Origin of the sequence: Binatus sp. (SeqCode) (assembly GCF_035272065.1) — a bacterium.
In the GTDB taxonomy this organism is placed as follows: Bacteria; Desulfobacterota; Binatia; order Binatales; family Binataceae; genus Binatus.
Genome location: NZ_DATEQZ010000025.1, coordinates 54,995 through 68,849 on the forward strand (window position 1 = coordinate 54,995; position 13,855 = coordinate 68,849).

The window sequence follows — 13,855 nt, forward strand, 5'->3', positions numbered from 1 at the left end:
ATTCAGCGCGCGGCAAACATGCGGCCCGCGATGTACGTCGCGCCCGCGGCTGCCACGCCGACGAACATGCTTTCGAGTCCGCTGCGCCACCACGAACGGCTGGTGATGATCGTCTTCAGCGCGCCCACTGCGAACAGCACCGCGACCGTCGAGATTGCGGAAACTTTCAGAGCCTGCCCCGGTTCGAAGAAAACATACGCCCACACTGGCACTGCCGCGCCCGTGAGATACGACAACCCGACTGCCGCGGCGGACCGGACCGGGCTGTCGAAGGAATCCACGTTGAAACCCAGCTCCTCGCGCATCATCACGTTGCTCCATCGCTCCGGGTCCGACGTGATGTGCGCGACGATCTGCTCGAGCAACGGCCCCGCGAATCCCTTGTTTCGATAGATGCTGCTGATCTCGTCGCGCTCGCGTTCGGGCCATCGCCGGATTTCGTCGCGCTCGCGTTCCACCTCGCTTTGATAAAACTCGATTTGCGAACGCGCTGAGATGAACGCCGCGAGTCCCATCGCAACGGCGCCGCCAAGCATCTCCGACAGCCCAGCCATCATCGCCGCGTTGCCGGTGACGAATGCGCCCGCGACGCCGGAGGTAACGGCAAACGACGCGACCAGTCCGTCGTTCAGCCCGAGCATCACGTCGCGCACCCAGCTTCCGCCGGCGGCGTGGACCTGCTCGGTGTGATGGTCGTACTCGCGGCTGAAGATTGAAAAAGCCACTACCGGGTCCCCCCGGCGAGGGGAGCCACGACCCGCTCCGTGGCCGGCGCACTGCGGCGCTTGCGGCGATCGATCGAGTCGCGCGCCGCTTTGACCTCGGCGATCATCTTGCGTGCGCCCGCGCGGTCCGGCCGTTGCCCAAGGTAGGAATAAAAGAAGTCGAGCCGCGCCGCGCGACAGAGAAATCGCCCAATGCTGCGATCGAGATGCACCAGGTTTCGAATTCGCCGATCCCACGAGACGTTAGCTGCGTGACGAAAATCCTCGAGGTCGATAAAGTACATGTTGAAGCCGCCGGATTTGTCGTCCTCGACCATGATGTTGGTCTCTTGCAGATCACGCGTATAAAGGCCGGACTCGTGGAGGCGCCGGATCTGCGCGGCCACCGTGTCGGAGATTTGTTTGCGGCGACGCACGTTGCGTCCCTTGATTTCCCCGGGACCAAGCATGAAGCGGCTCAGTGAATCGGCGTTAATGAGCGCGCGGCTGACGAGATAGGACGCTCGAATCGCGCCCGCTTTGTACGAATCCATCGCCGCGAGCGGTTCCGGATGCGCGATGCCGTGCGCTTTCAGCATCGCAGCGCCGGCGAGCGATCGCGCGACGCGAGATCCGCGGATTCGCGCATAGACGCCGCGGCTCCATGAGGAAATCTCGACGCGCTTTATGAACGCGGGGCCCGCGCCGGGGACATCGATGAATCCTGCGCGCGTGCGGGCTTCAGATTTAAGCACGCGAAATCCTGGCGACGCCATCAACTCGTCGGCGCGCTCGACGACTGCGCGCCACTCCGGCGAGCGCGCATAGAGAACTACCGTGCGCATGCGCGATCAAGCCTAACCCTTTCGCGCGCCGATGGCATCGGGGGCGTGGGCGCCGGGCAGAGCCGACCGGCTACTTTTTGGGTTCGACGATTAGCGAACCGCCGATATGCGCTGGATGCAACTGACATGAAAACGGGAAAACTCCCGCCTTGTCGGCGACGAACGTGATCGTCTTGGGCTCGCCGCGCGTCACAACTTCGGTGATGTTGTAGGCCGGGATCGTAAAGCCGTGTTGATTTACCGCGCCCGGCACGAGGTTCTTGAGTGTGAGCTTTACCTTGTCGCCCTGCTCAACCGCGATTACGCTGGGCAGCCAGATTTTCGCGTCATCAACTTCGACCGACACGAGCGTGAAGCTCCGGGTGCCGGGCTCCTCCATCGCTGGCGCCGGGGCAGCGGCCGCGGAGGGTGCTGCGCCTTGCGCCATCGCGATTCGGTTCGCGCCCAGAAGCATCGACACTGCCACGGCCGCAATCGCGCCCATCGTTTTCAACATTACCTTAGTCATCGAAATTATCTCCTTGTTCAGCAGGTCATCAGAATCTATCACGACAACGGCGAGACTCAGCCATTAAATCGTTTCGCGAGTTTTGCCCATTCGGCGTCATCGGTCCCCGCGCGATACGGAAGATAGAACGCAACGCGATCGAGCAGCCCGTCGTAGCGCTCCCGCACCTTGTCCGCGATTTCGTCGAACGTGCCCGAGACCGTGTACACGTCGAGCATCTCGTCCGTGATCTCTTTCGCCATCGCGACCCACTCGCCCTTGGCCGCCTTCTCGTTCAGCCGCTGCGCGACGTCACCCCATCCGTGCGTGTCGAGCACGATCTTGTAGGTTCGCGTCGAGGCATAGAACGAGATCTGCTGGCGGACGGCTTCGCGCGCTTTTTTAATTTCGTCCTGGTTGCGGCCGACGATCACGAACGCCGTCGATTGGATCTCGAAGTCCTTGCGCGAGCGCCCGGCCTTTTTCAGACCCTTCTCGACATTCGGCAGCACGTATTCGCGCAGGTACTTGGGCGAGTTGAACGGATGCGCGTGCAGGCCTTCGCACAGTTCTCCGGCTAGCCGGATAATATGTTCGTTCACGCCCGCGATGTGGATCGGCACGTTCGGGAAGTTGTGCCTCGCCGGCGTGAAGAATGGCGTCATCAATGAGAAGTTGTAGTACTTGCCCTGGAACGAAAGCTTCGCTCCGCCCTCCGACCAGCATTTGAAAATCGCGCGCAGCGATTGCAGGTACTCGCGCAGGCGCGGCACCGGCGCTTCCCACTTCGTGCTGTAGCGGCGCTCGATATGACCCTTCACCTGCGTGCCGAGCCCGAGGATGAAACGGCCCTCGGAAAGTCCCGCGAGATCCCACGCGGTCGCCGCCGTGATCATCGGGCTGCGCGGAAACGCGATCGCGACCGACGTTCCCATCTTGATTCGCCTGGTATGCTCCGCGATCAGCGCGGCCGGAAGGAAGCCGTCGTTGCCGGCCTCGGGAATCCAGATCGCATCGAATCCCGCAGCCTCAGCCGCGCGCGCAGCGGCCGGAACATCGCGCAAGTTGCGCGTCGAGAGACCAGTGTCGAGTTTCATAATTTTCGCTCCCGCGTGAATTTTTCGACGAGCGGGCGGAATCGTAACAAAGCCCGCGCCAAACTGGCAAAGCCGGCGGCAGATAGAAAAGAGTGCGCTCAGCGGCGCGCGGCTGCGCGACGGCGAATCACGTCGAGCGCGCGGCTCGGGTAGTCGCTGATCAATCCGTCCACGCCCATGTCGAGCAGCTCCGACATCTCGGCTTCCTCGTTCACCGTCCAGACGTGCACTTCGACTCCGAGTCGATGCGCGAACTCGACACTTTCAGGCGTCACGAGCTCCCACGATTCGTGCCGGTGCGGGATTTCGACCGCGTCGGCGGGCGGCCGATAGTTGGCGTCGCGAGTCCCCATCGCATTGATGAACACGCCCGATTCGAGGTACGAGAAGTTGGTGGGGATCTCCGGCGCTACCCTGCGCACTTCGTCGAGCGGTTCCTGCTGCTCGCTGGCGACGAGCACGTTTCGGCGCATCCCGGCGCGATCGATCACTGCGAGCATCGGCGCGACCACACTCGGCGCGATCTGCTTGACCTCGATTATCATCCGCAGTTGCGGAAACGCCGCGAGCACTTCGGCCAGGCGCGGCACGCGGATTCCCTTGTCTCTGAATGGAAACGTGATGCCGTCGAGCGTGAACATCCGGCCCGCGTCGGCTGTCGCCAGGTCCGCGTATGTCATCTCATGGATGACGCCGGCGCGACCGCAATTGCGCTCGAGATGATCGTCGTGACTGACAACAACTTCGCCGTCGCGCGTCGTGTGAATGTCCAATTCAAGATACTGAACGCCGAACGCGGCGGCAGCCGCAAATGATTCGAGCGTATTTTCGGGATGCGTACCGGCGGAACCGCGATGCCCAAAGACGCGCGGCAACGCGGGCGTGAAGAAATCGGTGTCGAGATGTTCGCGCATTTCAGATTGCGACACGTCGTGATCTCAGCAGTAGCCGGGGAAATTACGAACTGGCAATGGCGGAAAAGGTTTTAGCGAAACCGGTAAGACGTTCAGATCAAAGCGCGCCGTCGGAGCTGTAGCGGCTGCTCGAGATTCTCTGCCCTCGTACATGCCTGATTCTTCCCAGGCTGCGATCGAGCGTCACGTGATACATGTCGCCAAACTTCGAGATCGCGGGCTTGCGCTCGCCCGCCGCGATGAAATGGCTGCCGAGGTCCGGCAATTCGGCCAGTGCGGACTGGTACTGATCCTTGATCTCGTCGAATATCGCCTTCATCCGCGGCGACACCGCGTGATTTTCGCCGAGTTTCTCGGTCAGAGGATTAACCCATGCGCCGTCTTTTTCCATCGCGAAGTGGAGATGCGGTCCGGTCGAAAGGCCGGTCGAACCGACATTCCCGATGACCTGCCCGATGTGAACGTAGCCGCCCGGCTTCACCTCTGGACTGATCTTCGACAGGTGACCGTAGATGCTGACCATCTGATGCTGATGCTGGATGCGAATGCAGTTGCCCAGCTCGCCCTGCCATCCCGCGCTTATGACGCTGCCATCGGCCACTGCCTTGACCGGCTCGCCGTATTTGGCGACCAGATCGACGCCCACGTGCGGGCGGTACTCGTGCAGGATCGGATGATAGCGATGGAAGGTGAAACCAGACGAGATGTACTGGAAATTGAGCGGGAACTTCAGCGACTGCGGACCGAGCGCGTGGCCTTGTTCGTCATATAGATGAGGGCGACCGTGCTCGTCGCTGAACGAGATCGCCGTCAGTGTGCGACTGCCAAAGCGGATTTGCGCCGCCTGCACGTCGCCGACGAGCGTGTACGAGCCGTCACGGCTGATCTTCTCTTGGTAAATCAGCTTGACTGCGGACCCCGGCGCGAGCCGGTTCAGATCGTGGCGGTCCGAAAACGCATCCTGCAGCGATTCGACGATTGGCTTGGGGATACCGTTCTCGGCGGCCGCGCGCTGGAAGTTGTCCTTGACCGCAAAAGTCATCTTGATAGGACGAATGTAATACTCGATGGGCCGAATGGCGGCCTTCAACACGCCCGCGCCGAGGCTCGCGCCGATGACGGTGCTATTTTCGTCGAGGTCGTACTTGAGGCCGCGCATCTCGCCGGTCTCGGGATCCTTATATAGCGTCAGCGGATGCCCACTCTGAAAATACCGGTTGGCCGTGATGCGCTGGATGTACGATGCCCATTGATGCGCATCGCCCGGCTCCATCCCAGCTTCGCGAAGATAGCTCTCGATAGGTGCGGTGCGGTCGAGCATCGTGCTGATTGTGATCGACGGGGGAGCGGGTTCGGCGGATTCGGGCTGCTCGACTACGTCGGGACCGTCCTTACCGGCGTCCAGTTGGGAGCTGAGCGTATCGAGCGGTGAGGAAAAAGGCTGTGGATTTGCTTGGAAAAAAAGGAACAACGCCGTGGTGGTCGCAATCAGGGCAACGACCAATCCCACCAGCGCGCGTGGATATCCCACGAAGCTTCTCCCCCGAGCCGCCATCGTTAGCGAAGCTAAGTGATTTGACTACCCAACGCAACCCCAGCATGTCCTCTGTTTGCACATCCTGTTACGGCAGCGACGCGAATTCACGCGTTTTCGGTTACAATGGGCACAGATAAACTGGGTCGCGGGTGACAAGCTCCTTACGGACAGTTCCGCGCCGCTCGGTAGCCCTCCCGCTCGGCAGGCTCGCGGCTCGGAAACAGGACCCGATTCTCCGGCGCCATCGTGTCGTAGCTGCCGCATCCGGGCCACGCGTAAATCTTGCTTCGTCGATTGCCGATAATTTGGAGGGCGAGCGTCTTCGACGAAGGAAGCGGTGCAAGGTACGGATTCGCCGGATTCCTCACATCTTTAGGACCGACGGGCTGCGTCCAGATTTCATTCAACAGGCTTGCCAGCCTGAACCCTGCCTTCGCAAGCTGATGGCCCGCGGTCGCGTCGGCATGTTCGAGGTAAGAGGAGTCCAGTTCGATGGCTCGCCCCAAGGGATTGAGGCAGACATTGACTGTGGGTTGGCAGGGTTCGACGGGGATGCGCAGCGCACCGTAGATATCCGAACGCGCCAATTGATTCGATTCCCAAGCGATATCGTCCGCGGCAATCCATGAATCGGCCTCTCGCTCCTCCGCGTAGGTTCGTTCCAGCTTGTGAGCCGTCGTCTCGGGCCTTCCGGAATCGATGCTGTATTCGAGGCGGCGTACTATAGTGGTGTCCCAGACCGCGTGAAGATTTTTCGCCCGCGAATCTACCTCTATACAATTGCCGCCCTCGTCGGCGTCGGTCGCCGCATGCAGGGGTTGATGGATGTCGCCGACAAAGTGGATCAGGAACGCCAAATCTCCGGCGGCGCCGAAGTGGTCGTAGTTCCCATCTTTCAGGCGCTTCGAATATTCGTCGATTTTTCCGGTAACGCAGTTGCCGCCGGGGCATCGCGCCGCCACGTCCGTTCGCCGGTCCTGCAGACAGATGTCGATGAAGTGCCAGGGCTCCGTCCGACGATCTTCATCGCGGAACTCGGTATCCGGCCGGATAGAAGCCGCCTCCATAGCAGTCGCAATCGCTCTTTTTTCGCCGGACGCGCCAAGGATGCTCGCCACATGACTCTGCGCCGCGGGCGTGAGATTGTCCGCCGCGATGACCGCTACGATTTTGTGCCCGTCAGTCCCCCAAGCCGACGCCGATACGGGACAGAGAACCGCCAGTACTACAATTGCAATCCAAGGCGCCGGTGAACGCATGCGGTATCATAGCACCAACGGTCATGAAAATTTGTTACCGTCATCGGCCACGTATGAACGCTGAACATCAACTGCGCGCGATGCGAGTGGACGGGACCACCGATGGCGATTGCTGCACTTGACCTTGGGCGGCGGCGAATTGGGGTCGCTGTTACCGACGCGGCCTCGATGGGGGCGCATCCGCTCGGTATCGTCGAGCGGCGCGCGCTCAAGCACGACCTCGACGCGATTGCTGCGATGCTGCGCGACCGTGACGTAAGCACTATCGTCGTCGGGCTGCCGCTTAACATGGACGGCAGCGAAGGGCCTGCTGCGCGCGTTGCGCGGAAGTTTGCCGAGCGCCTGTGCGAAGGGCTCCGCGTCAGCGTCGAGATGTTCGACGAGCGGCTGACGAGCTTCGAGGCGCGCGATCGCCTCGAAGACCTGCCGGTCGGGAAGGGAAAGCGCAAAACAGGCATCGACGCGCTTGCGGCAGTCGTTATTCTCGAAGGCTGGATGCAAGCGCATCGCGACAAAATCCCGCCCGCTCCCAGTTAGCGTACTGCACCCGTCGCGGGCGTCGCCTCTCGCGAGTCAAGCGACCTCGCGAGTCACCGCATGCACCGGCGCGGTCGGCGCCGCAGGGACTATCTCCTTCGGCACCCGCGCGATCAACTCGCGCAGCGTCTCCTTAATCCGCGACTTCATCAAGCCCACGTCCGGCATCAGATTCGGCTCCGCCATCAGCCCCAGGTAGAGATTGCGATTGTAGCTCAGGATGGCGACGCCGTAGCCGAGCGTTGCGGTGAGCGGAATCATGCCGACCGTCTCGGCCATCTGATGGCCCGCAAGATAGACCGGCACCGGCGAACCCGGGACGTTGGTCGCGATGAAGTTGATGCCCGTGCCGACCATAGGCGCGAAGCGCGCGAGCCGCGGCGCCGCGCCAGCGAGCCGTCCGGCACCTTCGATCGCCGAGGTCAGCAGCCGCGAGGCCGTCCCGAGCGTGATCGGCGGAACGTAGTCGAGGACAGCCAGCAGGTTCTCGAACGCGAGCGCCTCCTTGTTGGCCTTGATCTGCGAGGTTTCCTCAATGACGGCCTCGAGTCGATCGACGGCATTCATCGTCCGGGCGTCGAACTCGGGGAACATCATCGAGACGCGGTTGCCGAGCTTTCCGTATTCGTCTTTCGCGCGCACGTTCACCGGACATCCGATTCGGAGCGGCCGCCCCTCAGTCGGGCATCCGTGAAACGCCAGGTAGCGCGCGGCGCCCTCGCTCAGGATGGCCAGCACCAGGTCGTTGACGGTGCCGCCGAAAGTGGCGCGGATACGCACAACGTCACGGAGCGGGAATTGCAGCCAGGCCATGGTGCGTGCAGCGGTCACAGTCGCCGTGTTCCATGGGGCAGCTACGATCGGCTGACTGAATCGCCGGAAAGTCTGCACAGCCGCCGCCGGCGCGGACACGTCCGCGTCGAAATCGCGGAGATGTGCGATCGTGCCGGCTGCCTGGCGGGCCAGTTCGATTCGCGAGCGGGTGAAGTCGGAAAGCGCCGAGGCAACTTGTTCCGCGCGGCCGGGCAGCGGCGCGGGCTTCCAGGGCTCGTCTGGAGGCGTCGGCGCGGGAGCATCGGGACGCGTGCTCGTTGTCACGGCGAGCAGTTCCATTCCTGAAACTCCGTCCGCAAGGCAATGATGAATCTTGGTGAGGATCGCGCTGTGGCCGCCTCTCAGGCCAGTGAACAAGTGGAGTTCCCACAACGGCTTGCCGCGATCGAGCGGCTTTTCATAGACCTGCATCACTTTCTTCATCAGCACCGCTTCGGACGAGTCTGGCGGCAACTCGTGGCAGAAGAGGTGATTCGCAAGGTCGAAGCCGGGATCGTCCTCGAGGCTCGGATGGGCCAGGTTGAACGGCGCGAACACGACGCGCTGACGATAGCGCGGCAGCAGATGCATCCGCGCTTCCATGTGCGCAAGCAGGCTCCTGAATTCGATATGGCTGCGGAACGTCTCCATCATCGCCATCGTCAACGGCCCGTTGGCCGCCTCGCCATAGAGGAACGACGCATCCTGAGTGCTGAGCCGGAACGATTCTTTGGATGGCGTCACAGCTGCTGCCTCCTCGGCGGCGGGCTTCGCGCCGCCAACTCGCGACAAGCTCGCGAGCAATTCACTTTCCCTTTGCTTCCCGAACACAGAGACGCAAGAGCCACGCCAAAAGCATCGCGGAGGGTAGTAGAAGTCAAAGAAAAAAATGAGTCGGCAACGGTTGGATCTGCAGCCCGCACGCGATGCGTGCCCGTCCTACGGCCAGCTCAGGTGGCTCCGATGGCGACAGGATGTAACCGAACGAGTCATATAACCGTCGATCGCAAAATCCGTAGCCGCAAACTCGGGTTGATGAAAAATTGCGGCGTGAACGATATCCTCGGATTAGATGAAGCTGGCGGCTGCAATTCTTGTAATCGCGATCATCATCGGCGCGTCGTACGCTGCGTTCTCATATTACTGGCTTAGCCCCACTGAAAAATTCGCGCCGCCGCGCGAAGTCACGATTGAAAAGGGCGAGTCGTTTCGACAAATCGCCCGGGCGCTTGCGGATGCCGGTGTCGTTCGCAGCGAGCTCGCGCTGCGCCTGTACGGCCGGATGAGCCAGACCGCGAGCCAAATCAAGCCCGGCGACTATGCATTCAAAGGCGGCGAGCGGATTCCCGACGTGATGCGCCATCTGGTCAGGGGTGATTTCATCGTCGTGACGATTACGATTCCCGAAGGCCTGACGGTCCATGAGATTGCGGAGCGGGTGGCGCAGACGGGCCTGGTCTGCGAGGACGAATTCGAGAATGCCGCGCGCGACGGCGCGATTGTCCGCGCGCTCGGCCTGATGCCGCTCGGCGCGGAAGGCTACCTGTTTCCCGCGACCTACAAATTTTCACCGCATGCGAAGACCAACGACGTGCTCGCCGCGATGCTCGCGCGGTTCTACCAAGTGCTGACGCCGGATGTAGAGGAGCGCATGTTCGCGGTCGGCCTCGACGCGCGCCGGCTGGTCACGATGGCCTCGATCGTCGAGAAGGAAGCAAAGGCGCCCGCCGAGCGCCCTCTCATCGCAGGTGTCTTCTACAATCGGCTGCGGCTTAAAATGCCCCTGCAATCCGACCCGACTGCCGAGTACGAGCTGGACGGCGCCAGGGAGTCGGCCGCGAGCGCGGTCCATACGACGTCGGCCTTTAACACGTACGACTTCACCGGCTTGCCGCCGGGGCCGATCGCGAATCCCGGCCTCAAGTCGATCGAAGCCGCGCTACATCCGACGCAGACCGACTATCTCTATTTTGTCGCGCGCGAAGGCGGCACTCACGTCTTTTCGAAGTCGTACGACGAGCATCGGCGCGCGATCGCGCTCGAACGGAAACTGGCGCCCGCCAAACCAGCCACAACGCCGGTGAAATAAGGTCCTTCGAGCCGCCGATTGAACGGTCGCATCTGGGTCAAGTACGCTATAATTTCATCCTGTGGACAATCCGGTCGAGACAATCGGCACTGCCAGCGCGCGGATAGCGAGGCTGGCCGCAATTCGCATGATGTTGTGCGCGGTAGCGCCGGCGCTCACCGCGATTGCACTCGGGTTGTTGCTCGAACCGATCGGCGACGTGACCTGGGCGCGATACGGATACGCGCTCGCCCCCGATCGCGCCAACGTGCTGAGCCTCGCATTAATCGGCGCCGGCATCGCAGTGCTCGTCGCCGGGTCGGTCATGGCATTTCGCGCGTATCGGCGCGCCAACGACTTCGTCGCGGCCGCCGCCGAGCTCGATGATCGCCTGGAATGCGACCAGGAGATCGTAACGTTCGCCACGCTGGCCGATCCGTCGGCGCCGGAGAGCAGCCGGGCGCGGCGTACACCGCTGTTCCCGGTTTTGTGGCGGCGCGCGATCGCGATGTTCGTCGGCCTCGACGTGCGCCGCGAATTCAGACTCGAAGTCGGCGAGCCGCTCAAGCGCTCCTCGATTTTTGCGGGCGTGGTCGCGCTCGCGATGGTGCTTGCGACACTCGGACTGGTGCGTGCGCCGACGCCCGAGAATACCGAGGCCGCCAAGCTGCGCTCGATCGCCGAGGAGATCGCCAAAACCGCGACGAGTTCCGACGATACCGTTCTGGCAGACAAGATTCGCCAGGCCGCCGACGCGCTGGAAAATTCCAAGCTGCCGCCCGAAGAGAAAAAGAAGCGCATCGAGGATGCGATGCGGGAGGCTGACAAGGCCGCACAAAAGCGCAACAACAGCCAGTCCGGAAAGAATCAAGGCACCGGCAAATCAACGGCCCAGAGTGGAAAGGGCAACGGCAAGGGCCAGGGTAACTCATCGGGCTCCGGCAGCGGCGAGGGCAAGAGCGGCACTGGAGTCGGACAAAACGCGGGCGGCAACAACCCGGGAGCGGGCAAAGGCGGCACGGGCAAAAATTCAGGCAAGAACGACGGCGGCAAGGGGTCGGCGAAGAACGATCAGAACAAGGGCGACCAATCGAACATCGAGCTTCAGAACGAACTCGCCAAGGCCGAAGCGCAGGTCGAGACCGCCAACGCGAAAAATCCCGGCCCCGAGAGCAAGCCCGGCAACGACAAGAACCAGGGCGGCGCCAACAAGCCGGGCGAGAAAGTCGATCAGAAGAGCGGTAGTCAGCCCAATCCCAACCGGCCCGGCGAGATTCCCAAGCCCGGCGCTAGTGGCGATCGTAATATTCCGTCCGCCGGCGGTAATCCCAAAAATAACAAGGACCTGGGATCGAACATGGGCGATACGCATCTTGGCGAGATGCCGACTTCAACCAATGCGCAACGCTTCCTGAAGCCCGGCGAGAAAGGCTCGACGGTTGATATAAAGGACGCGCGTTACGTCATGTTCCGGCTGCCGGGTGCGCCCACTTCTGGCAACGGCGGAAAAACTGTCCTCGACACCGATCGGCCCACGGCGACGACGGCTTACGTCAATGCTCCGCTCGCGCCGACCAGCGACAACGCGCCGCCCGACGAACGACAACTGGTACCGCCTCGATATCGCGACATGATTCACTAGGAAAATTCATCAAAGGAAGGACAACGGATGGGAGCGGCTCCTCAACAGGTTTCACCCGACCAGCGGGTGGCGGATTTTCGCAAGATTTTTTCGCGCGCCGAGAGCGAAGTTGCGCGCGTAATTGTCGGCCATCGCGACGTCGTTCGTAAGCTGCTGACCGCGCTGTTTTGCGGCGGCCACATCTTGATCGAAGGCGTGCCGGGACTCGGCAAGACGCTGATGGTCAAGGCGGCCAGCGAAACGCTCGGTCTCAGCTTCAAGCGAATCCAGTTCACGCCCGACCTGATGCCATCCGACATCATCGGCACCCAGGTGCTGACCGAGGCCGACGGCCATCGTGAGTTCCAGTTCAAGCCCGGCCCGATCTTCGCACACATGGTATTGGGCGACGAGATCAATCGCGCCACGCCGAAGACGCAATCGGCCGTGCTCGAGGCGATGGAAGAGCATCAGGTCACCGTGTTCGGCACCACCTACGTGCTCGATCCTCCATACATAGTGCTGGCGACGCAGAATCCAATCGAGCTCGAAGGAACCTATCCACTGCCCGAGGCGCAGATGGATCGGTTCATCTTCAAAGTCGTGATGGGCTCGCCCAAGCCCGACGAACTGCGCGAAATCCTCGACCGCACCACCGGCACGACGCATAACAAGATTCAGCCGCTGTTCGAGCCGGCGCGCGCGCCGCAGGCTATCGAGGACCTCAAGGCTCTAGTGCGCGAGGTGATGGTGGCCGAGCCGCTCGAGCGTTACATCATCAGCGTGATCGGCGGATGCACTCCCGGTGGACCCGGCGCGATTCCCGAGGTCTCGCAATATTTGCGCTTCGGACCGAGTCCGCGCGGTGCGCAGGCGCTGATTCTATGCGCCAAGGTTAACGCATTGCTCGCGGGCCGCGTCAGTGTGAGTTACGACGATATTGACGACGCCATCATCCCCTGCCTGCGCCATCGCTTGCTGCTCAATTTCCAGGCCGAGGCCGAGAGCGTTTCCGCCGAATCGATCCTCGAGCAGGTGATAAAGCGGCTCAAGAAGCCGCGCACGTAGCCGATGTTCGGACTGCCGGATGAGTTTACGCCGGGATTTCTTGCCCGGCTCGAAAAGCTCAGGATCAGAACCCGCCAGCGCTATGCCGGGCTCGGCCGGGGCATGCACCTGTCGCCCAAGCGCGGCTCGTCGCTCGAGTTCAACGATTTTCGCCACTACTCGCCCGGCGACGACTTCCGCTACATCGACTGGGGCCTCTACGGGCGCAGCGACAAACTTTACATCAAGCTGTTCCAGGAAGAGGAAGACCTGCTCACGTACATCTTCGTCGATGCGAGCGCGTCGATGGGTTATCCGGCGGGCGACCGCAAATTCGAATCCGCGATGCTGACCGCGCTCGCGCTCGCCTACGTCGCTCTCGCCAGCGGCGATCGCGTGATGCTGCGCGTGCTCGGCGGCAAGGGCGCGAAGGTCAATCCGTCGTTCGTCAACGGGCGCCATCGAATCGTCGAGCTTGCGCGGCGCCTTCATGATCTCAGGCCGGGCGGGCAGTTCGACTTCGCGACTTCCCTCGCCACCGAGCTGCTCTCGATTCGGCGCGCCGGCAAGGTGTTTATTGTTTCCGACTTCCTGATGCTGCTCAACTCGGTCACGCGCGGCCTTGGGATGTTCACAGCCGCTTCGATGGATCTCACTGCTGTGCAGATTCTCGGCGGGCGCGAGCTTAATGGACAGGGCCTCGACGGCGACGTCGAGGTTGTCGATTCCGAATCGGGCGAGCGGCTGCGCGTGTCGATCGGCGAGCGCGAACGTACGCAGTATCGCGACACGATGCTACGCCTGACGCGCGAAATTAAATCGTTCTGCCTCAAGCGCGGGCTGCATTACGCGCTCTACACGACCGACCAGGATTTCCAGCAATTTTTCGTCCGCGCCGTGCGCGACCTCGGTCTGGCGCACTGAAG

At 62.1% G+C, this 13,855-nt stretch carries 13 protein-coding genes; 5 read left to right on the plus strand and 8 right to left on the minus strand.

All coding sequences use genetic code 11. The features are described from left to right. Nucleotides 1–2 precede the first annotated feature (2 nt). The 7 genes from VJX68_RS03310 to VJX68_RS03340 all read right to left on the minus strand — a co-directional run bounded on the left by VJX68_RS03310 (nucleotide 3) and on the right by VJX68_RS03340 (nucleotide 6,843). Complete coding sequence (locus VJX68_RS03310) at nucleotides 3–725, minus strand: VIT1/CCC1 transporter family protein (RefSeq protein ID WP_324094225.1); 723 nt, start codon at nucleotides 723–725, stop codon at nucleotides 3–5. Next, entirely contained in the window at nucleotides 725–1,549 is an 825-nt protein-coding gene (locus tag VJX68_RS03315) for a lipopolysaccharide kinase InaA family protein (protein WP_324094226.1), read from the minus strand. The genes VJX68_RS03310 and VJX68_RS03315 overlap by 1 nt, the downstream gene beginning before the upstream one ends. Before the next feature lie 70 nt (nucleotides 1,550–1,619). Beyond that, nucleotides 1,620–2,057 carry a cupredoxin domain-containing protein gene (locus VJX68_RS03320; RefSeq protein ID WP_324094227.1) on the minus strand — a complete coding sequence of 146 codons (438 nt, stop codon included), beginning with the start codon at nucleotides 2,055–2,057 and terminating at the stop codon, nucleotides 1,620–1,622. Nucleotides 2,058–2,113: 56 nt separating this feature from the next. Then, the gene (locus VJX68_RS03325) at nucleotides 2,114–3,133 is read right to left on the minus strand and encodes a TIGR03617 family F420-dependent LLM class oxidoreductase (RefSeq protein ID WP_324094228.1); all 1,020 of its coding nucleotides are present in this window, start codon (nucleotides 3,131–3,133) and stop codon (nucleotides 2,114–2,116) included. Nucleotides 3,134–3,231: 98 nt separating this feature from the next. After that, nucleotides 3,232–4,062: a glycerophosphodiester phosphodiesterase family protein gene (locus VJX68_RS03330; RefSeq protein ID WP_324094229.1), complete on the minus strand. Its 831-nt coding sequence runs from the start codon at nucleotides 4,060–4,062 to the stop codon at nucleotides 3,232–3,234. A gap of 82 nt (nucleotides 4,063–4,144) precedes the next feature. Further along, a complete protein-coding gene (locus VJX68_RS03335; protein WP_324094230.1) occupies nucleotides 4,145–5,578 on the minus strand; it encodes a M23 family metallopeptidase in 1,434 nt (477 codons plus the stop codon). A 167-nt stretch (nucleotides 5,579–5,745) separates the two neighbouring features. After that, nucleotides 5,746–6,843: a S1/P1 nuclease gene (locus VJX68_RS03340; RefSeq protein ID WP_324094231.1), complete on the minus strand. Its 1,098-nt coding sequence runs from the start codon at nucleotides 6,841–6,843 to the stop codon at nucleotides 5,746–5,748. Between the two features lie 102 nt (nucleotides 6,844–6,945). Between VJX68_RS03340 and ruvX the strand changes: the two genes are divergently transcribed. Beyond that, nucleotides 6,946–7,380: a Holliday junction resolvase RuvX gene (ruvX, locus tag VJX68_RS03345; RefSeq protein ID WP_324094232.1), complete on the plus strand. Its 435-nt coding sequence runs from the start codon at nucleotides 6,946–6,948 to the stop codon at nucleotides 7,378–7,380. Nucleotides 7,381–7,416: 36 nt separating this feature from the next. On the opposite strand, the gene VJX68_RS03350 is transcribed toward ruvX, so the two are convergent. Beyond that, entirely contained in the window at nucleotides 7,417–8,937 is a 1,521-nt protein-coding gene (locus tag VJX68_RS03350) for a wax ester/triacylglycerol synthase family O-acyltransferase (RefSeq protein ID WP_324094233.1), read from the minus strand. Between the two features lie 328 nt (nucleotides 8,938–9,265). On the opposite strand from VJX68_RS03350, the gene mltG reads away from it, so the two are divergent. The 4 genes from mltG to VJX68_RS03370 all read left to right on the plus strand — a co-directional run bounded on the left by mltG (nucleotide 9,266) and on the right by VJX68_RS03370 (nucleotide 13,853). Next, nucleotides 9,266–10,282, plus strand: a complete 1,017-nt coding sequence (gene mltG / locus VJX68_RS03355) for an endolytic transglycosylase MltG (RefSeq protein ID WP_324094234.1) — start codon at nucleotides 9,266–9,268, stop codon at nucleotides 10,280–10,282. 61 nt (nucleotides 10,283–10,343) lie between these two features. Further along, nucleotides 10,344–11,903 carry a dermokine domain-containing protein gene (locus VJX68_RS03360; protein WP_324094235.1) on the plus strand — a complete coding sequence of 520 codons (1,560 nt, stop codon included), beginning with the start codon at nucleotides 10,344–10,346 and terminating at the stop codon, nucleotides 11,901–11,903. A gap of 27 nt (nucleotides 11,904–11,930) precedes the next feature. Further along, nucleotides 11,931–12,950, plus strand: a complete 1,020-nt coding sequence (locus VJX68_RS03365) for an AAA family ATPase (RefSeq protein WP_324094236.1) — start codon at nucleotides 11,931–11,933, stop codon at nucleotides 12,948–12,950. Between the two features lie 3 nt (nucleotides 12,951–12,953). Continuing rightward, nucleotides 12,954–13,853, plus strand: coding sequence for a DUF58 domain-containing protein (locus VJX68_RS03370; protein WP_324094237.1), 900 nt, complete (start codon nucleotides 12,954–12,956; stop codon nucleotides 13,851–13,853). Nucleotides 13,854–13,855 lie beyond the last annotated feature (2 nt).

What these genes read in the sequence shown, in the direction of transcription:
- VJX68_RS03315 (WP_324094226.1), bottom strand. Translation starts at nt 1,549, where the DNA reads ATGCGCACGGTAGTTCTCTATGCGCGCTCGCCGGAGTGGCGCGCAGTC.
- VJX68_RS03320 (WP_324094227.1), bottom strand. Translation starts at nt 2,057, where the DNA reads ATGACTAAGGTAATGTTGAAAACGATGGGCGCGATTGCGGCCGTGGCA.
- VJX68_RS03325 (WP_324094228.1), bottom strand. Translation starts at nt 3,133, where the DNA reads ATGAAACTCGACACTGGTCTCTCGACGCGCAACTTGCGCGATGTTCCG.
- VJX68_RS03340 (WP_324094231.1), bottom strand. Translation starts at nt 6,843, where the DNA reads ATGCGTTCACCGGCGCCTTGGATTGCAATTGTAGTACTGGCGGTTCTC.
- ruvX (WP_324094232.1), top strand. Translation starts at nt 6,946, where the DNA reads ATGGCGATTGCTGCACTTGACCTTGGGCGGCGGCGAATTGGGGTCGCT.
- mltG (WP_324094234.1), top strand. Translation starts at nt 9,266, where the DNA reads ATGAAGCTGGCGGCTGCAATTCTTGTAATCGCGATCATCATCGGCGCG.
- VJX68_RS03365 (WP_324094236.1), top strand. Translation starts at nt 11,931, where the DNA reads ATGGGAGCGGCTCCTCAACAGGTTTCACCCGACCAGCGGGTGGCGGAT.
- VJX68_RS03370 (WP_324094237.1), top strand. Translation starts at nt 12,954, where the DNA reads ATGTTCGGACTGCCGGATGAGTTTACGCCGGGATTTCTTGCCCGGCTC.